At 72.7% G+C, this 22,485-nt stretch carries 21 protein-coding genes and 1 pseudogene; 12 read left to right on the top strand and 10 right to left on the bottom strand.

What is annotated here, in order from left to right:
- Nucleotides 1-80 precede the first annotated feature (80 nt).
- The 5 genes from ACWZEH_RS02490 to crcB all read left to right on the top strand — a co-directional run bounded on the left by ACWZEH_RS02490 (nucleotide 81) and on the right by crcB (nucleotide 3,733).
- A complete protein-coding gene (locus tag ACWZEH_RS02490; protein ID WP_456195313.1) occupies nucleotides 81-1,664 on the top strand; it encodes a glycoside hydrolase family 53 protein in 1,584 nt (527 codons plus the stop codon).
- Between the two features lie 224 nt (nucleotides 1,665-1,888).
- Nucleotides 1,889-2,146 (top strand): ArsR family transcriptional regulator, encoded by a 258-nt coding sequence (locus ACWZEH_RS02485; RefSeq protein WP_456195312.1) that lies wholly within the window; start codon nucleotides 1,889-1,891, stop codon nucleotides 2,144-2,146.
- 401 nt (nucleotides 2,147-2,547) lie between these two features.
- The gene (locus ACWZEH_RS02480) at nucleotides 2,548-2,988 is read left to right on the top strand and encodes a fluoride efflux transporter FluC (protein WP_456195311.1); all 441 of its coding nucleotides are present in this window, start codon (nucleotides 2,548-2,550) and stop codon (nucleotides 2,986-2,988) included.
- Complete coding sequence (locus tag ACWZEH_RS02475) at nucleotides 2,985-3,362, top strand: DUF190 domain-containing protein (RefSeq protein WP_456195310.1); 378 nt, start codon at nucleotides 2,985-2,987, stop codon at nucleotides 3,360-3,362. The genes ACWZEH_RS02480 and ACWZEH_RS02475 overlap by 4 nt, the downstream gene beginning before the upstream one ends.
- Complete coding sequence (gene crcB / locus ACWZEH_RS02470) at nucleotides 3,359-3,733, top strand: fluoride efflux transporter CrcB (RefSeq protein ID WP_456195309.1); 375 nt, start codon at nucleotides 3,359-3,361, stop codon at nucleotides 3,731-3,733. Before ACWZEH_RS02475 ends, crcB begins: the two co-directional genes overlap by 4 nt.
- A 50-nt stretch (nucleotides 3,734-3,783) precedes the next feature.
- Here crcB and ACWZEH_RS02465 read toward each other — a convergent pair whose 3' ends face one another.
- Nucleotides 3,784-4,857, bottom strand: a complete 1,074-nt coding sequence (locus ACWZEH_RS02465) for a fatty acid desaturase family protein (protein ID WP_456195308.1) — start codon at nucleotides 4,855-4,857, stop codon at nucleotides 3,784-3,786.
- A gap of 134 nt (nucleotides 4,858-4,991) precedes the next feature.
- Between ACWZEH_RS02465 and ACWZEH_RS02460 the strand changes: the two genes are divergently transcribed.
- Together ACWZEH_RS02460 and ACWZEH_RS02455 are read left to right on the top strand one after the other, a co-directional pair.
- Nucleotides 4,992-5,768, top strand: a complete 777-nt coding sequence (locus ACWZEH_RS02460) for a FadR/GntR family transcriptional regulator (protein ID WP_456195307.1) — start codon at nucleotides 4,992-4,994, stop codon at nucleotides 5,766-5,768.
- A complete protein-coding gene (locus tag ACWZEH_RS02455; protein ID WP_456195306.1) occupies nucleotides 5,765-6,784 on the top strand; it encodes an asparaginase in 1,020 nt (339 codons plus the stop codon). The genes ACWZEH_RS02460 and ACWZEH_RS02455 overlap by 4 nt, the downstream gene beginning before the upstream one ends.
- A 79-nt stretch (nucleotides 6,785-6,863) precedes the next feature.
- Here ACWZEH_RS02455 and ACWZEH_RS02450 read toward each other — a convergent pair whose 3' ends face one another.
- The 3 genes from ACWZEH_RS02450 to ACWZEH_RS02440 all read right to left on the bottom strand — a co-directional run bounded on the left by ACWZEH_RS02450 (nucleotide 6,864) and on the right by ACWZEH_RS02440 (nucleotide 10,181).
- A complete protein-coding gene (locus tag ACWZEH_RS02450) occupies nucleotides 6,864-8,084 on the bottom strand; it encodes a D-alanyl-D-alanine carboxypeptidase family protein (protein ID WP_456195305.1) in 1,221 nt (406 codons plus the stop codon).
- Nucleotides 8,085-8,250: 166 nt separating this feature from the next.
- Complete coding sequence (gene rho / locus ACWZEH_RS02445; protein WP_456195304.1) at nucleotides 8,251-9,390, bottom strand: transcription termination factor Rho; 1,140 nt, start codon at nucleotides 9,388-9,390, stop codon at nucleotides 8,251-8,253.
- A gap of 392 nt (nucleotides 9,391-9,782) precedes the next feature.
- A complete protein-coding gene (locus tag ACWZEH_RS02440) occupies nucleotides 9,783-10,181 on the bottom strand; it encodes a nuclear transport factor 2 family protein (RefSeq protein WP_456195303.1) in 399 nt (132 codons plus the stop codon).
- Nucleotides 10,182-10,267: 86 nt separating this feature from the next.
- Here ACWZEH_RS02440 and ACWZEH_RS02435 point away from each other — a divergent pair, with 86 nt between their 5' ends.
- Nucleotides 10,268-11,011 carry a class I SAM-dependent methyltransferase gene (locus tag ACWZEH_RS02435; protein ID WP_456195302.1) on the top strand — a complete coding sequence of 248 codons (744 nt, stop codon included), beginning with the start codon at nucleotides 10,268-10,270 and terminating at the stop codon, nucleotides 11,009-11,011.
- A gap of 220 nt (nucleotides 11,012-11,231) precedes the next feature.
- Here the strand turns inward: ACWZEH_RS02435 and ACWZEH_RS02430 are convergent, their stop codons facing one another.
- The 4 genes from ACWZEH_RS02430 to ACWZEH_RS02415 form a co-directional block, all read right to left on the bottom strand.
- Entirely contained in the window at nucleotides 11,232-12,023 is a 792-nt protein-coding gene (locus tag ACWZEH_RS02430; protein WP_456195301.1) for a GntR family transcriptional regulator, read from the bottom strand.
- 252 nt (nucleotides 12,024-12,275) lie between these two features.
- Nucleotides 12,276-13,244, bottom strand: coding sequence for an acetylxylan esterase (locus tag ACWZEH_RS02425; protein WP_456195300.1), 969 nt, complete (start codon nucleotides 13,242-13,244; stop codon nucleotides 12,276-12,278).
- A gap of 208 nt (nucleotides 13,245-13,452) precedes the next feature.
- Complete coding sequence (locus tag ACWZEH_RS02420) at nucleotides 13,453-14,172, bottom strand: ferredoxin reductase (protein ID WP_456195299.1); 720 nt, start codon at nucleotides 14,170-14,172, stop codon at nucleotides 13,453-13,455.
- 145 nt (nucleotides 14,173-14,317) lie between these two features.
- A complete protein-coding gene (locus ACWZEH_RS02415) occupies nucleotides 14,318-14,923 on the bottom strand; it encodes a sulfite oxidase-like oxidoreductase (RefSeq protein ID WP_456195298.1) in 606 nt (201 codons plus the stop codon).
- 436 nt (nucleotides 14,924-15,359) lie between these two features.
- On the opposite strand from ACWZEH_RS02415, the gene ACWZEH_RS02410 reads away from it, so the two are divergent.
- Nucleotides 15,360-16,109 carry a putative protein N(5)-glutamine methyltransferase gene (locus ACWZEH_RS02410; RefSeq protein ID WP_456195297.1) on the top strand — a complete coding sequence of 250 codons (750 nt, stop codon included), beginning with the start codon at nucleotides 15,360-15,362 and terminating at the stop codon, nucleotides 16,107-16,109.
- On the opposite strand, the gene ACWZEH_RS02405 is transcribed toward ACWZEH_RS02410, so the two are convergent.
- Complete coding sequence (locus ACWZEH_RS02405) at nucleotides 16,099-18,240, bottom strand: SpoIIE family protein phosphatase (RefSeq protein ID WP_456195296.1); 2,142 nt, start codon at nucleotides 18,238-18,240, stop codon at nucleotides 16,099-16,101. The two genes, ACWZEH_RS02410 and ACWZEH_RS02405, sit on opposite strands and share 11 nt — an antisense overlap.
- Before the next feature lie 285 nt (nucleotides 18,241-18,525).
- Here ACWZEH_RS02405 and ACWZEH_RS02400 point away from each other — a divergent pair, with 285 nt between their 5' ends.
- The 3 genes and pseudogenes from ACWZEH_RS02400 to ACWZEH_RS02390 form a co-directional block, all read left to right on the top strand.
- Nucleotides 18,526-18,906 (top strand): hypothetical protein, encoded by a 381-nt coding sequence (locus tag ACWZEH_RS02400; protein WP_456195295.1) that lies wholly within the window; start codon nucleotides 18,526-18,528, stop codon nucleotides 18,904-18,906.
- 104 nt (nucleotides 18,907-19,010) lie between these two features.
- Nucleotides 19,011-21,026 (top strand): oxidoreductase, encoded by a 2,016-nt coding sequence (locus ACWZEH_RS02395; protein WP_456195294.1) that lies wholly within the window; start codon nucleotides 19,011-19,013, stop codon nucleotides 21,024-21,026.
- A 31-nt stretch (nucleotides 21,027-21,057) separates the two neighbouring features.
- A pseudogene (locus ACWZEH_RS02390) lies at nucleotides 21,058-21,591 on the top strand (PadR family transcriptional regulator); the annotation flags it as partial.
- A gap of 237 nt (nucleotides 21,592-21,828) precedes the next feature.
- Here ACWZEH_RS02390 and ACWZEH_RS02385 read toward each other — a convergent pair.
- Nucleotides 21,829-22,374: a hypothetical protein gene (locus tag ACWZEH_RS02385; RefSeq protein WP_456195293.1), complete on the bottom strand. Its 546-nt coding sequence runs from the start codon at nucleotides 22,372-22,374 to the stop codon at nucleotides 21,829-21,831.
- Nucleotides 22,375-22,485 lie beyond the last annotated feature (111 nt).

Genomic DNA, 22,485 nt, shown 5'->3' with positions numbered 1-22,485 from the left:
CGCCGCGGGCGGAGGGAGGCCTCCGCCCCGCCGCGGGCGGGGGCGACCCCTCTCCCACGTCGAAGGGACGACGAACACCCATGTTCCATCCCAGACGCACGCGCACACACACCCGTACAACCGTCCTCAGGGCCCTGCTGCTGCCGCTCGCCGCGGGGCTCTCCCTCACCGCACTGCCCGCCCAGACCGCGACCGCGGCGAGCACCCTCACCAACGGCGGCTTCGAAGCCGACGGTTCGGGCGCCGCCACCCCGGCCGGCTGGTCGGAGTACGGCTCCACCGCCGCCTCGTACTCCGAGTCCGGTGGACGCAGCGGCAGCCACCGCCTCTCCCACTGGTCGTCCTCGGCCTACCAGGTGGAGACGTACCAGTACCTGTCCGGTCTGACCAACGGCGACTACAAGCTGACCGCCTGGGTCCGCTCCGGCGGCGGTCAGAACGCCGCCCACCTCGCCCTCAAGAACTGCGGCGGCGCCGAACAACGCACCGACCTGCCGGTGTCCGCCAGCGACTGGATACGGATCGTCGTACCCGTCAGGGTGACGAACAACCAGTGCACGATCAGCGTCAACAGCGATGCCAACGCGGGCAACTGGATCAACGTCGACGACCTGACCTTCGCCCCGGGGACCTCCGGCCTGGCGGTCAAGGGCGCCGACATCTCGTCCCTGCCCAAGAGCGAGGCCAAGGGCGGCGTCTACCGGACCGCCTCCGGCAACGCCGGTGACGGCATCGCCATCCTGCGCTCGGCCGGCATGAACTACGCCCGCCTCAAGGTCTGGGTGGACCCGGCCGACGGGTACAACAACAAGGCGCGCGTCCTCGCCATGGCCCAGCGGGTCAAGGCCCAGGGCATGAAGCTGCTGGTCGACTTCCACTACTCGGACACCTGGGCCGATCCCGGCAAGCAGAACAAGCCCGCCGCCTGGGCGGGGCACTCCTACAGCCAGCTGAGGGCGGACGTGTACCAGCACACGTACGACGTCCTCAGCGCCCTCAAGGCACAGGGCACCACCGCCGACATGGTCCAGGTCGGCAACGAGATCAACGGCGGCATGCTCTGGAACGAGGGCTCCACCGACAACTGGACGCAGCTCGCCGGCCTGCTCAACTCCGGCTACGACGCGGTCAAGGCGGTCGCCCCGTCCACCACCGTCGCGCTGCACCTGGCCGAGGGCGGCGACCTCGACGGCACCCGCTGGTGGTTCGACAACGCGGTGTCCCGGGGCGTGAGGTTCGACGCCATCGGGCTGTCGTACTACGGCTACTGGCACGGCACGCTGCACGACTTCCAGACCACCCTGGACGACGCCGCCTCCCGCTACGGCAAGCCGGTCTTCCTCGCCGAGACGGCCTACCCGTTCCGCCTCGACAGCGAGGACGGGCTGGAGAACATCATCGACCTCACCGGGGAACTCGTCCCCGGCTACCCGGCCACCGCGGCGGGCCAGAGCCGGTGGATGAACGACGTGGCGAGCATCGTGGAGGCCGTCCCGAACGGGCGCGGCCTCGGAATCTTCTACTGGGAGGCCACCTGGACCGCCCGCACCGGCAACGGCTGGGACCCGGCCGACCCGGCCTCCGGCAACGGCTGGGAGAACCAGGCGCTGTTCGGCTACGACGACCGGGCCCTGCCCGCGATGTCGTGGTTCGGCCACCGGTGAGCGTGTGAGCTCCTGACGTACGCCGGGGCCCGGCCGCACACATGACGGTACGTGTGCGGCCGGGCCCCGCACTGGTGTGCCGCCGGGCCCGTGTGTTCTTCAACCACCTTTTCTCCGGGGCGGGTCGGCTCTCCGAGGCAACGTGCCGGAGCGCCTGGCACGGAGGCGTCGGCCGCGGGACAGTGAAAGCGCCGGGAGGGGACGCCGGGGCGGAGGCGGACGACATGATCAGGACGCCCGACGACGGGACACGGCTGCACGTCCTGGCCTGGCCGAGGGAACCCGGCCGCGCCGAACACGGCGCCACCGCGCAGGCCGTCGCCGGCCGGTTCGGCATGACCCGCCCGGTCGCCCTCACCCACCTCCGGCGGCTCACGGCCGTCGGCATGCTGCGCACCGGCGGCGTCGCCGGGCGTCCGTGCCACCGGTGCGACGAGGTGCGGATCGCCGAGGTCGCGCGGATGCTCGAAAAGGGCTGGTGACGCGTACGGCCCACGGCATACACGTCCGTGGGCCCCTGGCCGCGGGCCTTGGGTTCTATCGGTCCTTGCACTGTGCCCGCCCGGGTCGCGCGGCCCGGCACCGCACCTCGCCGCGTTGCCACAGAGCCCTGGTGGCTCCGCCACGAGGGCTCTGTGGCGCCTCGCGATGCTCCCCACTGCCTGAAAGGCGTGGACGGTACCCCCGGCACCGGACCACGCGACCTCACCGGGCGCTCACAGTGCAAGGACCCCTTAGACTGACCCCCGGCCGCGAGCACGTCCCGCGGCGCGGCGGTGGGGCCCGCCGTACCCGAACCGCGGCACCGCCGCCAACGGTCCCTACTTGTTGCAGACGCGCGCCCGCACGTCCGGGCCGCCCGACGAGTAGGAGACGTACGCCCGTGCCACCCCCGCCCCCACCCGCCCGGGCCCGCCCCGTCCTCCGCGCGCACGCTTCCGTCGTCGCCGTGGTCGCAGCCGGCGGGGGAGCGGGCGCCGCCGCCCGCCATGCCGCCTCCCTGTGGTGGCCGACACCGGCGGACGGCTTCCCGTGGACGACCCTGTGGGTCAACATCACCGGCTGCGCGGTGATCGGCGTCCTCATGGTGATCATCACCGGGGGCCGTGCCGCCCACCCCCTCGTCCGCCCGTTCTTCGGCACCGGTGTCCTCGGAGGTTTCACCACCTTCTCCACCTACGCCGTCGACGTCCGGAACCTGTTCGACGGCGGCAGCGGGGGCCCTGCCCTCGTCTACCTCGCCGTCACCCCGCTCGCGGCGCTGGCCGCCGTGTGGGCGGCCGCGTCCGCGGCCCGCCGCGTTCTCAGGAGGAGGCAGTCATGACACGGCTGACCGGCGGCGCCCTGCGCCTGACCGTGTTCATCGGGGAGAACGACACCTGGCACCACCGGCCCCTCTACTCGGAGATCGTCCACCGTGCCCACGCGGCAGGACTGGCGGGAGCCAGTGTCTTCCGCGGCATCGAGGGCTTCGGTGCCTCCTCGCTCGTCCACACCTCCCGGCTGCTGTCCCTGAGCGAGGACCTGCCGGTGGCGGTCGTGGTCGTCGACACCGAGGAGCGTGTACGCGCCTTCCTGCCAGAGCTGGACGCGCTCGTCACCGAAGGCCTGGTGACCCTCGAGGCCTGCGAGGTCGTCCGGTACCCGGACGGCGGCCGTGGTGCCCACACGCCCGGGCCGGAAGGCGAGGGCCCGTGACCTGGCTGCTGGTCGTACTGGGCGCCATGGTCGGGGCGCCGCTGCGCTATCTCACCGACCGCGCGGTGCAGTCCCGGCACGACTCGGTCTTCCCCTGGGGGACCTTCACGGTGAACGTCGCAGGCTGTCTGATACTCGGCCTGCTCACCGGCGCGGTGGCCGCGGGCGCCGCGGGCCCGCAACTCCGGCTGCTGCTGGGAACCGGTCTGTGCGGCGCCCTGACCACGTACTCCACCTTCTCCTACGAGACGCTCCGCCTCGCCGAGGCGGGGGCCGTCCGTTATGCCGCCGTGAACGTCGGGGCGAGCGTCGCGGCCGGCCTGGGCGCGGCGTTCGCGGGCGCGGCCCTGGCCGACGTGCTGTGGGCGTAGTGGGCCGTCCGTCCTTGCCCGCCCTTTGCGGGAAGGCGGGCCGCCGTCCGTCAGCGGGCCTCGCGCAGTGGTTCCCCCACGCTCCTGAGATGACGCAGCGCCGTGGCATACGAGGCGAACAGCCCCGTCCGGCAGTACGGGATGCCCAGCTCGGCGCAGTACCGCTCGGTGATGACCTGGGCCCGGCCGAGAGCGGGGGTGGGCATGCTGGGGAAGAGATGGTGCTCGATCTGGTGGTTCAGCCCGCCCATGAAGACGTCGACGAACACACCGCCCGTGACGTTGCGGGAGGTGAGGACCTGACGGCGCAGGAAGTCCAGCCGCTCCCCTTCCTCGACCATCGGCATGCCCTTGTGGTTGGGGGCGAAGACGGAGCCGAGGTAGATCCCGAACAGACCCTGGTGGACGGCGACGAAGGCAAGCGCCCTGCCGGGGGAGAGCACCGTGAACAGGCCGCCGAAGTACACGGCGAAGTGGGCGACGAGCAGGGTCCCCTCCAGCACCGGCCGCTTCACCGCAGGGCCGCGCAGGGCCCTGAAGCTGCTGAAACTCAGGTTGAGGCCCTCCAGTGTCAGCAGGGGGAGGAACAGGGCGGCCTGGTGCTTGCCGATGAACCGCGCGGGGCCCTGCGCCCGGCTCGCCTGGCGGCGCGACCAGACCAGCAGGTCGGGGGCGACATCCGGGTCCTTCCGCTCGTGGTTGGGATTCGCGTGGTGGCGGGTGTGCTTGTTCATCCACCAGCCGTAGCTCATGCCGAGGAGTACGTCGGCCACCAGCAGGCCACCGGCCTCACTGGGGCGCCGGCGCGAGAACACCTGCCGGTGCGCCAGATCGTGGGCGGCCAGTGCGAGCTGCCCGAAGACCACGGCCAGGGCCGCCGCGACGAGCAGCTGGCTCCAGCTGTCGCCCAGGAGGAGGAAGGCGGCGACACCTCCCGCGAGGGCGAGGCCCACGGCCCCCAGGCGCAGGGTGTAGTAGAGGGGGCGGCGCCTGAGCAGCCCTTCCGCGGCCATGCGCCGCGACAGTTCGGCGAAGTCGCTCCCCTTCTCGCGGGCACGTGCGGGCGGGGACGCGGGCGGGGTTTGCGTGGGTACCGTCGGATCGAGCACCGTTGGATTGGCCATGTACGTGAGTATGCGAACGCGGGCCCCGCCGCAGAATGACGTTGACCCCCGGGACGGGGGTGTGGGCAGCCCCAGCGCGGGCACCGTCCTGTCCGGCTTGACACCTTCGGCGTCCGACCCGCACCATCACCCCTGTGAACCTGTCAGGCAGCCAGACAGGTGGGGTCGGGCCGCGGCGCGTCAGCGCGACGGAAGCGGTCCTCTCCCACCTGCGCGACGCCATCGAGCGCGGCGAGTACGCCGTCGGCGACAAGCTCCCCTCCGAGGCGGAGCTGTGCCGCACCCTCGAGGTCTCCCGGCCCGTGCTGCGCGAGGCACTGCGGGCGCTGCAGACCCTGGGCCTGACCGCGTCCAGGACCGGCAGGGGCACCTTCGTCGTCGCCGACGCCGTCGGGGACCCCACCTTCGGCGACTACACGGCCGGTGATCTGCTGGAGGTGCGCCGCCACGTCGAGATCCCGGTCGCCCGGTACGCGGCCCGGCGGCGTACCCCCGAGAACCTCGACCTCCTGCACCGCCTGCTGGAACGGATGGACCGGGAGACCGACACCACCGCCTGGGCGGCCATGGACACCCACTTCCACCTCGCCGTCGCCGAGGCCGGCCAAAATCCCGTGTTCCGCAAGGTCGTCGAGGAGATCCGGGACGCGCTGGCCCGCCAGTCCGCCTTCCTCAACCAGCTCGGGGACCGGCGCGAACAGTCCAACCGCGAGCACCGGGCGATCGTCCAGGCGTTGGCCGAGGGCTCCGAGGAGGACGCTGCCGAGGCGATGTCCCACCATCTCGACCGGGTCGGGACGACCCTGACGGCCATCGTGCGCCCGGCCTCCGCGGCGGACGGCGGGACCCCGCACAGGCGCACCCCGACGGACCCCCACCGGCCCGCACCCACGGAGAAACGATCCCGATGAACAGCACGTCCCCCGCGGCCGCACCCCCGGTCCGCGAACCCTTCCACGCCCCCGTCGCCCAGCTCGTCCGCGGCGGGGTCGTGGAGGGTGTCCACTACGGTTCCGTCGTCGTCCTCGGCGCCGACGGTGAGGTCCGGCTCGGGCTCGGTGACATCGAGGCCGCCTGCTACCCGCGCTCCGCGCTCAAGCCCGTCCAGGCCGTCGCCATGGTGCGGGCGGGGCTCCCGCTCGACGGCGAGCTGCTCTCCCTCGCCGCCGCCAGCCACTCCGGCGAGGAACGCCACCTCGCCGGAGCCCGGCGTGTCCTCGCGGGCGCCGGACTCACCGAGGAGCACCTGCGCAACGTCCCGGACCTGCCGTTCGGCCGGGCCGTACGCGAGACCTGGGTACGCGAGGGCCGACCGCCCTCCCGGCTCGCCCAGAACTGCTCCGGCAAGCACGCAGCCATGCTCCTCACCGCCCGGCTCAACGGCTGGTCCCTCGGCGACTACCTCGACCCCGCCCACCCCCTCCAGCGTGCGATCGCCGGGACGGTCGAGGACCTCACCGGGCAGCGCGTCGCCCGGGTGACCGTCGACGGCTGCGGCGCACCCCTGTTCGCCGTCTCCCTGCACGGCCTCGCCCGCGCCGCCGCCCGGATCACCACCGCCCCGCCCGGCACCCCCGAGGCCCGGGTCGCCGACGCGATGCGTGAGCACCCCGCGATGGCCTCGGGCTCCGGCCGGGAGGTAGCCGCCCTGATGAGGGCCGTACCCGGGCTGCTCGCCAAGGACGGCTTCGAGGGCGTACAGGTCGCCGCCCTGCCCGACGGCAGCGCCGTCGCCGTGAAGATCTCCGACGGAGCCGACCGGGCCCGCCTCCCGGTGACCGCGGCCGCCCTCGCCCACGCCGGGGTCGACCCGGACGTGCTCACCGCGTTCGCCGGCGAACCGCTGCTCGGCGGCGGCCTGCCGGTCGGCGGCCTCGGTCCGGTAGCGGCGTTGGAGCCGCTGGCCGGGACCGCCGCACGACGCTGACGGCCTCTCGGAGTGCCGCACGGTGTGAGGGGGCGTGGCGCGGGGTGGTGGTGCGGCGGGCGACATGCGTCGCGGCCGGTCAGTCCGGTACCACCGGACCCCACCTGAGCCGCAGGAACAGGCCCGTGCCCACCGCGCCCAGCAGTGCCGTGCCCGCCACGGTCCACACCACCGTCCGCTCGGGCCCGGCCCCCCGTGCCGCCAAAACCGTGGTGGGGGCCTGGGCGGTCGGGGGCTGTGCCTGGGGCCCCGGCAGCGACGCGGCCCGCAGGGCGTCCAGCGACCCCACCGCATCGACCTCGCCCGACGCCTCGAACCCCCAGTCCAGCAGCGTGCGGGCCTCCTCGTACACGGTGTGCGCGCCGCCCCGCCGGGGGTTCAGCACCGTCACCACGAGGGTGCGTCCGTCCCGGCGGGCCGCCGCCACGAGGGTGTGGCCGGCGCCGCTGGTGTAGCCGTTCTTGATCCCGACGATCCCCGGGTACCGTTCCACCCCGTCCGAGCCGGTGAGAAGCCGGTTGGTGTTGCGGATCGGGTACGACCCGTCGTCGCGGCCCGGGAACACGGCCTCCTCGAGGGAGCAGTACCGGACGAAGTCGGGGTTTTGCAGTCCGGCCCGGCCGAACACCGCCAGGTCGAACGCCGACGACACCTGGCCCGGGGCGTCGTAGCCGTCGGGGGACTTCACCCGCGTGTCGTGGGCGCCGAGGGCGTGGGCCTTGTCCTGCATCCGTTCGGCGGTGACCTTCCAGCCGCCGTTGAGCGAGGCCAGCACGCGCACGGCGTCGTTGCCGGAGCTGAGGAAGACCCCGTTCCACAGGTCGGAGATCCGGTAGGTGAGGTTCTCGGCGACCCCGACACGGCTGCTGCCGGGGCCGATGCCCGTCAGTTCCTCCTCGCTGACGGTGTGCCGGATGCCGGCGGGCAGGGCGGGCAGCAGGGTGAGCGCGAACAGGGTCTTGATGGTGCTGGCGGGCGGCAGCCTGCGGTGCGCGTCGCGCGCGGCGAGCACCGCACCGGAGCCGGCGTCGGCCACCAGCCACGAACGGGCGGACAGCTTCGGGACCTCGGGCGCCCCGGCGCGCGGGCGGACCTGGGTGCCGGAGCGGTGCAGCAGCGCGTCCGGCGTCGCCGCGGGTGCGGCACGCGGTCCCGCGGCCGTCTGTGCTCCGGAGCCGGGCGACGGCGCGGGGTCCGCGCGCGTACCGGCACTCGCCGCGGCGGGGGCGAACGCCAGCAGGCCCGCTGTGCAGAGGGCACAGGTGGATACGGCCGCCCGCGAAGCAAAACCGATAGTCATACCGCAAACGTAGGAAGGGGACCCCGGACGGCCGCGGTGACCGGGCCGCAGGCCCTCCGCAAGCACTCGGATGCCGCACGTCGGTACGACGGCAACGACTGTCCGCGGCAGGGAGGGGCGGCGGCCGGAACGGCCGGGTGCCGGCAACGGCCGGCCGCCCGGGGCGTCAGCTGCCGGGCAGGGTGGGCTGGACGCGCCGGAGGAAGGCCGCGTTGTCGGGGGCCTCACGCATCCGCTCCAGCAGTGTCTCCAGGCCGGACTGCCCGTCCCGGGACCGCAGCACCCTGCGCAGACCGCGGGCGGCCGTCAACTCCGCCGGTGTGAGCAGCAGTTCCTCGCGACGGGTGCCGGACGGGACGATGTCGACGGCCGGGAACAGCCGGCGTGACGCCGCTTCACGGCTCAGCCGGAGCTCCATGTTGCCGGTGCCCTTGAGCTCCTCGAAGTAGAACTCGTCGGCGCGGGAACCGGTCTCCACCAGGGCCGAGGCGAGGATCGTGAGCGAACCGCCCTCCTCGGTCCGGCGCGCGGCACCGAAGAACCGCTTCGGTCCGATCAGCGCCGTGGTGTCGACCCCGCCGCTCATGGTGCGGCCACCGGAGGCGGCGGCGTTGTTGTACGCGCGGCAGAGCCGGGTCAGCGAGTCGAGCAGGATGACGACGTCCTCGCCCGCCTCGACCAGCCGCTTGGCCCGTTCGATCACCAACTCTGCCAGGGCGATGTGCTGCTTGGCGGGCCGGTCGAAGGTCGAGGCGTACACCTCGCCGTGCACCGAGCGCCGCATGTCGGTGACCTCCTCGGGGCGTTCGTCGAGCAGCACCACCATCAGGCGGCACTCGGGGTGGTTTCCCGCGACGGCCGCCGCGAGCTGCTGGATCAGTACGGTCTTGCCGGTCTTCGGCGGGGCCACGAGCAGGCCCCGCTGTCCCTTGCCGACAGGGGCGAGCAGATCGACGACGCGCCCGGCCAGACCGGACGCGGGGTGTTCCAGACGCAGCCGCTCTTTCGGGTGAAGCGGCGTCAGCTCCCCGAAGCGGGGCCGTTCGTGCTGTGCCTCGGGGGCCCGGCCGTTGATCCGGGTGACCTCGGTCAGGCCGCGCCGGTCACCGCGCAGGCCCTCGATCAGGTCGCCCTTGCGCAGGCCGTACCGACGGAGTGCGGCGGGGGAGACGGCGAGGTCGGAGGGGGAGGGCAGACAGGTGCCGGCCCGCAGGTGCCCCTTCCCGGCCGGGTCGATGTCGAGGACGCCGCTGTCGGGCCGGGGCCGCTGCCGGACGGTGGGGCGGTCGAGTGTGGTGGTGGTCATGGGGCCGGTCCTTTCGTGGACGACTGGGGGAGGGAACACATACGGGGAAGGGGAGAACCGCGCAGGAGGACGCATTCAGCGCTCGGGGCGGTGGGAACAGCACCTCGGCCGGGGCGGTGAAACCCTGCTCACGAGGTGGTGTGGGAATGCCGGACGGCCGGCCCGGAACGACGGGCGGAACGGCGCACCGATGAGAATCCGAGGAAGAACTGGCACCGGCGCCTGAATGAGGGCGCAAAACGGATACCGCCTGCACTGTACCACCGGGGTGTGTATGTGCGAAGGGGGAAGCCGGAAGAGGGCCCGCCGGAAGCGACCGGCGGGCCCTCGGGAAGGGCTGGGGGAGCGGTTCGGAGCGAGAACCCCGGGCGGAGCGGTTCGGACGCGTCCGTTCAGGCCGAGGGGGCCTGCGCGGTCCGTGCGATCTGGTCGAACTTCGCGGCCATGGCCGCCTGGAGAGCCTGCGCGCCCGACAAGGGGCGCACCATCACGGTGAGTCGGTCGATGCGGCCGTGATCGTCGACATGGATGATGTCGCAGCCCTCGACCGCGCGGTCGCCCACCCGAGCGGTGAACACGAGCACGTGGTCACGGCCGTTCGCGTCATTGACCTCCCGCACATAGCGGAAGTCCTCGAAGACCTCCGCCACAGCGTGCAGAATCGCCGCGGTGACCGGCCTGCCGGTGTACGGCTTGAAGACGACCGGACTGGAGAAGACGACATTCTCGGCCAGCAGCGCTCCGGCGGCGTCCATGTCGTGCGCCTCCACGGCCTCACGGAATGCCCGCATCACAACTCCTCACAGTCGACGGATCGCACAGTGCGGACGAGGTTGACCTCCCGGGCGGATCCCGGACCCGGGGCTAGGCTGATCCGATGTTCAGCCCAGAAGGCCCCCGCCTGCGTGAACTCGCCGTCCAGGCGCTGTCGTCCGTGCAACGCGGATACGACCTCCTCGCGCCGAAATTCGACCACACCCCCTTCCGCACACCCGACTCGGTGCTCGACGCCACCGCCGAGGCGCTGCGGAGGCTGGGGCCGTTCGACTCCGGGCTCGATCTGTGCTGCGGCACCGGGGCGGGCATGGACGTGCTGGCTCGGGTGTGCCGCCGGAGTGTCACCGGCGTCGACTTCAGCGCGGGCATGCTCGGCGTCGCGCGCGGGCGGAGCCGGCCCGAGGGGCCGACGGCCGGATGGGTACGGGCGGACGCGCGGGCGCTGCCGTTCGGGCCGGCCTTCGACCTGGTGGTGAGTTTCGGGGCGTTCGGCCACTTCCTGCCGGCCGAGCTGCCGGGGCTGTTCGCCCAGGTCCACCGTGTACTGCGGCCCGGCGGACGGTTCGCCTTCCCGGTGGCCGCCCCGCCCCGGCCGGGCTCCCTCGCGTACGGGGTGCTGCTGGGCTTCGACGTGGCGATGCGGGTGCGTAACGCGGTGTGGCGCCCGCCGTTCGTCATGTACTACCGCGCCCTCCGCTTCGGTGATCTCCAGCGCGAGCTGGACCGGGCCGGGTTCTGGGTCGAACTCCACCCGCTGCCCGAGTTCGGGCAGCGGCCGGACGGCAGCCCACGCGTCCGCCTGGTCGTCGCCGAGCGGCCCGAGGAACGGAGGGCCGGCCAATAGGGCCTGTCCGGCGGACCCCGTCGCAGACGCGGGGTCCGGCACGCACTCCTCCACGCTCTTCGGGCAGGGGGAGCCCAGGGCGTCGGCGCTCTCCTGCGCCTTGCAGCCGTACGCACCGGACCCCGCACGCACCGGACCCCGCTCACCCCGGCAGAACAGGCACCGCCGGTTGTCTCCGACTCTGATCCGCCGGGCAGGCGCCCATCGTCGGTCGTGCCGGTCAGACCGCTGCGGGCAAGGTGAACTCGTAGACGAGTGCGTCCTGTTGGGCGTCCACGATCAGCTCCGTGATCTCCAGCGGCCGGGCGTACTGGTCGTGCACCCGCCGGGTGACCCGTACGGACGGTGTGCCCGCGATCCTGGTGATCGTGTCGCGGTGGTGCAGCGTCAGCCCGGCCCTGCGCAGCCAGTCGTAGGCGCGTCGCAACTCCGCGGCCGTGGCGCCGTCGGCGCGGTCGCGGCAGCGGGCCAGCTCCTCGACCTCCGAGAGCGCCACGGCGGAGAACGAGCTCACCGCCGTACGCAGTTCGCGCCCGTCGGCCGACGCGGACCAGTAGCGGTGCACCAGCGTCGGCCGGGAGGGCGCCAGGGCCAGTGCCTCGGCGTGCCCGGGCGGCGGCGACTCCCAGGACACGGTGGCCCGTGCCATCGCGTCCCGGCCGGCGCACCGCGCGCCGACCGGGAAGGTGAGCGAGGCGGGCGTCTCCACCGGCGGCCCCTGCAGGGTGGCATGGCTGCCCCGCCGGTCGGTGGCGACCAGGCCGTCGCGGCGCAGCACCTCCAGCGCCTGCCGTACGGTCTCCCGGCTCACTCCGAAGTGCTCGGCCAGCCGCCGCTCACCCGGGAGCCGTTCGCCGGGCGGAATGGCTCCGCCGCGCAGCTCGCCGAGCAGTTCCGTCGCGATCCGCCGGTAGAGCGGTTCGTCGCCGGAGTGCGGAGGGCCGTGCGGAGCGGTGCGCGGTGTGGTGGGTGGCGAGGCTTGTAAAGGGTCGTGCGGGGTGGTGCGGGCCATGCCGCGCCTCCTGTTGGTGACGTCCCGTAGTGGTGTGGGTTCGTTGCGCCACCACATCTACCATTGGTCTAAACCACCAGGGAAGTGCGGTCCGGGAGTTCGGCCGAAACAGGACCGGGGCGATGCGTCCCCGCACGGTGTCGTGCGGGGGCGCGTGCGGTGCGGCGGCGGCCGGGTCCCGTTCTCCGGGAGCCGGATGGATCACGGGAGTCCGCCGCATCCGTCCTGTCCGAAAGTCCGCGGTTCGTTCCCTCAGAGGTGCGGGCGCATCCACCGGAGCTGGGCCGCCTCCTGGAAGGGGCCGCCGCCCTCGTGGTCGTTGAAGTCGTACACCTCGATCGACTTGTCGTCGTGCCCCCAGGCGTTGAACGCCGCGAAGACCGTCGAAGGCGGGCAGGTCTGGTCCTCGAGTCCCGTCGAGAACAGCGCGGGCGCCGAGCCGCGGGCGGCGAAGTGCACGCCGTCGAAGTAGGACAGAGTGCGCAGGGCGTCGTCGGTACGGCCCCGGTGCGTCCTCAGGTAGAGGCCTATCTCCCGGTACGGATGCCGGTCGGTGAGCGTCGTCGCCCGAGGGAAGTCGCACAGGAACGGCACGTCCGGGGCCACCGCCGCCAGGTCCGGGACCAGCCCGCCCACCGCGAGGGTGATGCCACCGCCCTGGCTCGAGCCGAGAACCGCGGTGCGTGCCGCATCGGTCAGGGGGTGGGAGCGGGCCGCCTCCACCGCGCGTACCGCGTCCGTGAACACCCGGCGGTAGTAGTAGTTCTCCGGCGCGTCGATGCCGCGTGTCATGAACCCGGGATACGCGGGCGCGCCGCCCTCCGGGTCCGCCGTGCCGCCACCGCCGCCCCAGGCGCTGCCCTGGCCGCGGGTGTCCATCACGAAGTGTGCCCGGCCCGTCGAGGCCCACAGCAGATGCTCGTGGGGCAGTCCGCGGCCACCGCCGTAACCGATGAACTGCACGACCAGCGGCAGCGGCGCCTCGGCCCCGGCCGGCAGTGTCAGCCAGCCCTTGACCGGATGGCCTCCGAACCCGGCGAAGGTCACATCGAAGACCCGCACCGTGGTCAGACCTGTGTCGACCGGCTCGAAGCGGGCGTCCAGCTCGTGCTCGCGGGCCTCCGTGAGCGTCCTGGCCCAGAACCCGTCGAAGTCGTCCGGTGCCGTGGACGCGCTCCGGTACGCGCGCAGTTCGTCGAGGGGAAGGTCGAACAGGGGCATGGGGGAACCGCCTTTGTGCCGGGACCGTACGAAGCGATCACACCGTACGTGGGCCGTCGTAGCGCCCGCCAGACCCCTCGCCGGACTCGGTCCATGTATACACAAGAACAGAGAGGCGCAGGTAAAGAGCGTGGAAAGCGTTTGCTGCCGACGGGTCCGAAACGGCAGCCCGACCCGGCCTGCCCGGCTTTGCCCCTCCCGGCGCGGGTCAGCCGAAGCGTTCGATACGGATCCGGTCCACGGGCTGTCCGGCCGCGACGAGCAGCCTGGAGGCATGCTCGGCAAAGGAGTTGGAACCGCACACGTAGGCTTCCCACCCGCCCGGAGGGGCTTCGGCCAGGAGTGGCGCCACATGTGCGGCCGCCATACGTCCCACGGCCACGCCCTTCGGCGCGCTGCGGGTGAACACCGGCAGGGTCTCCGAGCCGAACTCACCCCCGTAGATCAACTCCTCGGGGCTGCGTGCCGACACCAGCAGCCGCAGGGGCAGCGACAGGCCCCGGGCCCTGTGGTGCCGCACCATCGACATCAGCGGGACGACACCCGAGCCGGCACCCACCAGGAGTGCGGGCCGGTCGCCCGGCCAGGCGAAGAAGCCGCTCAGCGGACCGCGCACCTCGACCCGGTCGCCGGGCCGGGCCACCGAGTGGAACCAGCCCGACACCTCCCCGCCCGCCACGTGGTCCAGGGTCAGCTCGATGTGCCCGGAGTCGTCCGGCGCGGACGCGATCGAGTAGTGGCGCTGGGCCGCATAGCCGTCCTCGGCGGTCAGCCGCAGCAGCAGATGCTGACCGGGCACATGCCCCGGCCATCCCGGCACGGCGAAGCGGAAGGTCGCGGCGCGCGGTGTCTCGCGACGGATGCCGGTCAGTGTCGCGGTCCGCCACACCGAGGCCGTCTGCTCGCTCACCCCGATGCGCCCGGGCACGGCGAACCGTGTCGGAGGGGCGAACGGAGCCGGTGAGGCCTCCGGGCTTTGGCCCCGTGCCCCCTGCGGCCGCACCGCACGTTCCGTCACCGCAGTCCCTTCGGCCGCCTCAGCCACTTCAACCACTCCAGCCATTTCAGCCGTCTCAGTCACCGGAGTACCGCTGTTCCTCCCAGGGATTGCCGCGCGCGTGGTAGCCGTTGCCCTCCCAGAACCCCGGCTCGTCGTGGTCGAGGAGCCGCAGGCCCGCGATCCACTTGACGCTCTTCCAGAAGTACAGATGCGGCACGATCAGCCGGGCCGGGCCGCCGTGCTCCGGTGCGAGCGGCCGGCCGTCGTAATCCCAGGCGATCCAGGCCCGCCCGCCGGTCAGGTCCGCGAGCGGCAGGTTCGCCGTGTAGCCGGTGTGCGAGTAGGCGACCACATGTGTGGCGGACCCACGGGGCCGGGCCGCCTCCCAGAAGGCGTCCAGGGAGACGCCCCCGAACCGCACCCCGAACTTCGACCAGCTCGTCACGCAGTGGATCGCGCCCTCGTACGCCGAGGCCGGCAGGGCGTGGGCCTGCTCCCAGTTCCAGGTGCGGGGCTCCGCCACCAGCCCGTCGATCCGCAGCGCCCAGTCGGCGGGCGCCAGGTCGGGCGTGACCTCGGCGGACAGGACGGGCCATTCGTCGCCCGCGTCGTACTGGCCGGGCGGCAGGCCGGGGTCGTGCGCGCGGGGGCGGCCGGTGAAGCCGCGGGTGATGTTCACGTGATCGGCGATTCCGTTGCGAGTGGTGCTCAGGTGGTTTTGGACTCAACCGTAAGGGGTGTCCGGGAACACCCGCACACACCGGTCCCGCCCGCCCCCCGACCTCTTGCGGACCACCCGCCTCCCGGGCTCTCCGACCACAGGAAATGTGCCGGACGGCCGGTGATGTCGTCGGGTACTGTTGCGGTCCGGCTGCGGAGGGTCCCAGTCGTCGACGGCTGAGGGGGTGAGACCCATTACCGCTCTGTCAGGTCGGGTGCTCTCACCACGAAGCGACGCGGACCACCCCCAGTAGGTGACCGCGGGAGCATCCTTCGGCTCTCGAAAGGCTCCTGCCGTCATGCCGTCCCGCTCCTCCCGTTCCTCGCGGGTCTCCTCCCCTTCCGTCTCTTTCTCTCCCGCCGCTCCGTCAGCGCCCGCCGCACCGGACTCCGTCGTGGCCGCGCTGCGCGCCGCGGGCTGTGTCTTCGCCGAGGCCGAGGCCGAACTGATCCTCGCCACCGCGTCCACCCCGGCCCACGCGACCGTGATGGTCGAACGCAGGGTCCGTGGACTGCCTCTCGAACTCGTCGTCGGCTGGGCCGAGTTCAGCGGCCGGCGGATCACCGTGGCCCCCGGGGTCTTCGTCCCCCGGCGCCGCACCGAGTTCCTCGTGGCGCAGGCACTCGCGCAGGCACCCGACGCGTCCGTCGTCGTGGACCTGTGCTGCGGTTCGGGCGCCGTCGGCGTCGCCCTGGCCGACGGACTCGGCACGGTCGAGCTGCACGCCGCCGACATCGACCCGGCAGCCGTACGCTGCGCCCGCCGCAATGTCGCGGACCTCGGCGGCCTGGTGCACACCGGAGACCTGTTCGACGCGCTGCCCGGCACGGTGCGCGGCCGGGTCGACATCCTCGCGGCCAATGTGCCCTACGTACCCAGTGACGAGATCGGCCTGCTGCCCCCGGAGGCCCGCGACCACGAGCCACGCGTCGCGCTCGACGGCGGCGCGGACGGGCTCGACGTGCTGCGCCGGGTGGCCGCCGGGGCCCCCGGGTGGCTGGCACCCGGCGGCTGCCTCCTGGTGGAGACCAGCCGCCGCCAGGCCCCCGCTGCCGTGGCCGCCTTCACCGGCGCCGGACTGCGGACCCGTCTGGCCGTTCCGGAGGAGGAGTACGCCCATGTGGTGATCGGCGTCAGACCGTAGCTCCGCCCGACGCGGCGGAACGGCCGGGGGAGGCCGGGCCGCCGGGCAGGGTGGCGCGGGCGACGAGCAGGGCCACGTCGTCGAAGTTGTCGGGCTCGTGCAGGGTGCGCAGCAGCAGGTCGCACATCTCCTCGAGGGAGTGGTCGGGCCGGCCGCGCAGCAGCGTGAGCAGGCGGTCGAGGCGCTCGTCCAGCGGGTGGTGCCGGGTCTCGACCAGACCGTCGGTGTAGAGCACCAGCCGGTCGCCGGGCTCGAGCTCCACGACAGTGGTGGAGAACTTGACGCCGCCCACCCCCAGCGGCACCCCGGTCGGCAGATCGAGCAGCTCCGGGGTGCCGCCGGCCCGGACCCGCACCGGCGGCAGATGCCCGGCGTTGGCGATCAGGCACTGCCGCTCCCGGGGGTCGTGGACCACGTAGACGCAAGTGGCGATGGCGTCCTCGAGATCACCGGTGATCCGGTCGAGATGCTCCAGGAGCACCGCGGGATCGAGACCGAGTGAGGCCAGCGTGTGCGTCGCGGTGCGCAGCCGCCCCATGGTGGCCGCCGCCGGGATGCCGCTGCCCATCACGTCCCCCACGACGAGGGCCGTCCTGCCGCCGTCCAGCGGGATCACGTCGAACCAGTCACCGCCCACCTCGCTGGTGGCGCCCGCCGGCTGGTAGCGGGAGGCGACCTCGAGCCCGCCCGTCACGGGCGGATGGCTCGGCAGCAGGCTGCGCTGCAGGGTGAGCGCGGCGTCGCGGGCGCTCTGGTACCAGCGGGCGTTGTCGATCTGCACCGCCGCGCGGGCGGCCAGCTCCCGGGCCAGCAGCAGATCGTCCTCGTCGAACGGCAGCGGGTTGCCGACGCGCTTGAGGTCGAGCGCGCCCAGCACCTCGCCGTGTGCGATCAGCGGCACGGCCAGATACGAGTGCACACCCGCCCGGCCCAGCAGTTCGGCCGCCCGGGGAGAATGGGCTATACGGGGCAGGTCCTCGTCCTTGACCTGCGGCACCAGCACGGGCAGGGCGGTGCGTACGCACTGGGTGACGAACCGGTCCGGGGCGTACCGGGCCACCTCGCCCGGCCGGTCTGCCGCTTGCAGGGCGTCCGCCGAGCCGGCTCCCGTGCCCTCGACCGCCAGGGCCCGGATCACCGCCGACTCGGCCGGACCGAGAGTGCTGCGGCGGCCCAGGACCACCGTGTCCAGCAGGTCCACGGCGGCCACGTCGGCCAGCTCCGGTACGGCCACCTCGGCCAGCTCACGCGCCGTACGCTCCAGATCGAGCGTGGTACCGATCCGCGCCGAGGCGTCGGCGACGACGGCGAGCCGGCGCCGGGCCCGCTCGGCCTCGAGGCCCGCCCGGTGCTGCTCGGTGACGTCCACCACCGACAGGGCCACGCCCAGCACCGAGCCGAGCGCGTTCTCCAGCCGGAACAGGGACGCGGACCAGGCGTGGTCCTCGTCGGGATCGGCCGGGGTCCGGCCGATCATGAACTGGTCGACGACCGGCTCCCCCGTTTCCAGGACCTGCCTCGCGGTGGCCTCGACGGTGCCGATGTCCAGCTGCGGCAGTACCTCGGGGACCGTGCGGCCCAGGTGTTCCTCGACCGGGACGCCGTTGAGCCGTTCGAGTGCCGGGTTGACCGAGACGTACCGCAGGTCGGTGTCCAGGACAGCCAGCCCGATCGGGGACTGGGCGACGATCCGGGTGGACAGCGCCACGTCCTGCTCCACCCGGCGCACGGTCGCCTGGTCGACCGCGAGGCCGAGGGCGTAGACGGCGCCCTGGTCGTCGGTCAGCCGCACGTTGCGGAACTCCACGAGCCGGGTGCTGCCGTCCTTGCGCCGGACGGGGAACGCCCCGGCCCAGCTCCGCCCGGTCCGCATGACGTCGGAGAACAGCTTGACGACCAGATCCAGATACTGCTCGTGCACCATGATCCGGGCGGCGTACTGGCCCAGCGCCTCCTCGGCGCCGTACCCGAACAGTTCCTCGGCCTGAGGGCTCCACAGCACGATCCGGCCCTCGGGGTCCAGCACCACCGAGGCCACGCGCAGCACGTCGAGCAGCCCGCTGGGACGGACAGGCCCGGGAGCCGCTCCGTCTCCGTCGCCCTCGACCAGGGGTGACCCGGATGAACTCATCGCACGCCCCGCCTTCGCCGATCTCCGCGGCACGTCGTGACGGTGCCGACATCACTTGTTCTACCGCGTGTAGGGGCGATTTTCCGCCTCTTCGGCTGTCTCCTCCACCGTCTTTCCTCCCTCCGCCGGGTGCCCCGCGATCCCGCGGGCACGCCGGTCGTGCGCGGGGTGCTGCCCGGGTGGTGCTCCCGCGCACACGGTGTTTTGCCGGGGGAGGGACGGGAACGCCCCTTGTCAAGGCATGACACGGCCTGACAAGGCGTGGCGAGGAGAGGAGCGATCACCATGGGCAGCGAGCGACCGCACCCGGAATCCGTCTCGGTCGAGCTCAGCGGGTGCGACAGGCACGACGCGCAGACCGTGTTCGACGCACTGGGTGCGTACTTCACGTCCGACCGGCGCTCCGGCGACCTACCGGAGGAGTTCTCCGACACCCGTCCGACGGTGTGGCTCGGCACGTTCGACGTCGCCGACCCGCACGAGGGCGGCGACCGCCCGGGCGGTCCGGTGCGGCTGGCGTCCTCGGTCGACGCCGACGTGCACGGCGGCTACTGGGCGATCGACCGGTTCCGCGCCACCCTGGACGACCTGTTCACGGTGCACGATCTGAGCACGGTCTCCGGCGACCAGGAGGAGGAGCTGCACGTCCGCCTCGAAAGCCGGTGACCGCCGCCGGGCCGGTGTGCCCTCCAGCACGTTTTTGCAACTAGTTGCAAAAGCGGGTGCGCGTCCTCTACAACAGAGGGACCACACCGCGCACGGAGGGCCCGATGAGCCGTTACCCGCACTTGCTGACCCCCCTCGACCTGGGTTTCACCACTCTGCCCAACCGGGTCCTCATGGGCTCCATGCACGTAGGCCTGGAGGAGGCCGAGAACGGCTTCACGCGCCTGGCCGAGTTCTACGCCGCCCGGGCCCGCGGCGGCGTCGGCCTCATCGTCACCGGCGGCATCGCACCCAACGACGAGGGGCGGGTCGGCGAGGGCGGTGCGAAGCTCACCACCGACGAGGAGGCGGAGCGGCATCGCGTGGTCACCGAGGCCGTGCACCGCGAGGGCGGACGCATCGCCCTGCAGATCCTGCACGTCGGCCGGTACGCCTACCACCGGGACCTGGTCGCCCCCAGTCCTCTCCAGGCGCCGATCAGCCCCTTCACGCCCCGCGAACTCACCGACGCGGACATCGAGCGCACCATCGACGACTACGTCCGCACCGCCCGCCTCGCCCGGCAGGCCGGTTACGACGGTGTCGAGATCATGGGCTCCGAGGGTTACCTGATCAACGAGTTCATCGTCGCGCAGACCAACCGGCGCACGGACCGCTGGGGCGGCTCGTACGAGAACCGGACGCGTTTCCCCCTCGAGATCGTCCGCCGGGTGCGCGAGGCGGTCGGCGAGGACTTCATCCTGATCTACCGTCTCTCCATGCTGGACCTCGTTCCCGGCGGCTCGACCCTGGACGAGGTGATCACGCTGGCCAGGGCCGTCGAGGCGGCGGGCGCCACGATCATCAACACGGGCATCGGCTGGCACGAGGCCCGCATCCCCACCATCGCCACCTCCGTACCGCGCGGCGCCTACACCTGGGTGACCAAGCGGCTGATGGGCGAGGTCTCGGTCCCGCTCGTCACCACCAACCGGATCAACACCCCCGAACTCGCCGAGCAGTTGCTCACCGAGGGGCACGCCGACATGGTGTCGATGGCCCGTCCGATGCTCGCCGATCCCGACTTCGTGGCCAAGGCCGCGGACGGCCGGCCCGAGGCGATCAACACCTGCATCGGCTGCAACCAGGCCTGTCTGGACCACACCTTCAACCTGCAGATCACCTCCTGCCTGGTCAATCCGCGCGCCTGCCACGAGACCGAGCTGGTGCTGTCCCCGACCAGGCGCCGCAAGCGCGTCGCGGTCGTCGGCGCCGGGCCGGCCGGCCTCGCCTGTGCCGTCAGCGCCGCCGAACGCGGCCACGACGTCACCCTCTTCGACGCCGCGAGCGAGGTCGGCGGCCAGCTCAACGTCGCCCGCAAGGTCCCCGGCAAGCAGGAGTTCGACGAGACCCTGCGCTACTACCGCACCAGACTCGCCGAACTGGCCGTCGACGTACGTCTGGACACCCGGGCCACGGCCGACGACGTGGCAGGCCACGACGAGGTCGTCGTCGCCACCGGTGTCACCCCGCGCGTCCCCGACCTCCCCGGCGTCGACCACCCGAGCGTGCTCGGCTACCTCGACGTCCTGCGTGACGGCGCCCCCGTCGGCGACCGGGTCGCCGTCCTCGGCGCGGGCGGCATCGGCTTCGACATCGCCGAGTTCCTCACCGACGGCGGCGACAAGGCGCACGAGAATCCCGAGACGTACTTCCGTCGGTGGGGCGTCGACATGGACCACCGCACGCCGGGCGGCCTCGCCGCACCCGAGCGGCCCGCCCCGCCGCGCACCGTCCACCTGCTCCAGCGCAAGACCTCCAAGGTCGGCGCGGGCCTGGGCAAAACCACCGGCTGGATCCACCGCGCGGAACTGAGACACCGCGGCGTCACCATGGTCTCCGGCGTGCGCTACGACCGTATCGACGACGCGGGCCTGCACGTCACCGTCGACGGCGAGAGCACCGTCCTGGAGGTGGACACGATCGTCCTGTGCACCGGCCAGGAACCGCGCCGCGACCTGTACGAGGAACTGGTCGCCGCCGGCCGCCCCGTCCATCTGATCGGCGGCGCCGACGTGGCCGCCGAGCTGGACGCCAAGCGGGCCATCAAGCAGGGAACGGAGCTGGCGGCGGCTCTCTGAGCCGGCCCCGGGCCGTCCCTAGGATGGGATCATGTCACTCCCGCACGCGATCCTCACCGCCCTGCTCGAGAAGCCGTCGTCGGGGCTGGAGCTGACCCGTCGCTTCGACAAGTCGATCGGCTACTTCTGGTCCGCGACGCATCAGCAGATCTACCGTGAGCTGGGGAAACTGGAGGCCGAGGGCCTGATCCGGGCGCTGTCCGCCGGCCAGCCCGCCCGCGGGCAGAAGAAGGCCTACGAGGTCCTGCCCGCGGGACGCGCCGAGCTGGCCCGCTGGGCCTCCACGGCGCAGGACCCCAAGCCGATGCGCGACGCGCTGCTGCTGCGGCTGAGGGCGGCGGCGGTGGTCGGCGCCGAGGGCCTCGAGGCCGACCTCCGCCGCCATCTGGAGTTGCACGAAAGGCAGTTGGCGAAGTACCAGGAAATCGAACGACGGGACTTCCCGCCCGGCAGGGACGCCCCGGACGACCGGCTCCGGCATCTGGTGCTCCGGGCCGGCATCGACCTGGAGACCTTCTGGACCGGGTGGCTCGGGCACGCGCTCGCGGAGTTCGCGGAGATTCCGGAGTTCACGCAGAACGCGGAGGGCCGGGAGAGCCGGGAGAACCCGGTGGACGAGGACCGCACGAAGACCACGGCGAACGCGCGGCCGGCGGGCGCCGAGGGAACCGAGACGCAGGGCCCCGCGCACACAAAACCGTCCGGTTCCCGGCGTCCGGAGCCGGACGGTCCGGGCTCCGGACGGGCGTGACGCCGGCCGCCCGACCGGAGCGCGTCGGACGTGGTGGCGACCGGCGCCGTCTCAGAACCGGTTGGGTTTGTTGCGTCGGCGCAGGTACCACGCCGTGGCGACGAGACCGGTACCGACGAGCGCGCCGCCCGCCACCAGTGTCACCGTCCCGTAGTCCGTGGAGCTCCCTCCGACGCCGCCCATCACTCCGAGGGAGGGTGAGGGCGAGGCGGTGACCGAGGGGCCGGGGGTGGGAGTGGCGGCGGTGGAGACGACGATGGACTGGGTGCCCGCGGTCGTCCCGTTCGAGCACATCACGATCACCGTGTGGGTGCCCGAGCCGACGTCCGACCAGGCGGCGGACTGCCCCGCGCCGGTCCCCGACAGGGCGACCTGACGGCCCTCGGAGAAATTCGACTGATTGCTGCCGAGCAGGGACGCGGTGCCCCAACTGCCGTTGAGCTGGGCGCACGCGGTGGTCGTCACGGAGACGGTCGAACCGGCCGTGCTCACGGAGATGCCGGGACCCGAGGTGGCCGGGCCGGCCAGCGCCAGGGGCAGCGCGGCGGCGGCTGCGACGGTCAGAGCGGAACGGGCCAGAGACTTCGAGTAGCGCATGTGAACTGCCTTCCGGCGGCACGGCCGGCGGTACATCCCTTGCGCCGCCGAGGGTCGGGGAGCGCCCGTGCTGCCACGGGCCCAGCCAATGCGCACCCGGCCCGCGGCGCA

It is taken from the genome of Streptomyces yamdrokensis, from assembly GCF_053890455.1.
This window is presented reverse-complemented; position numbering and strand designations above follow the sequence as displayed.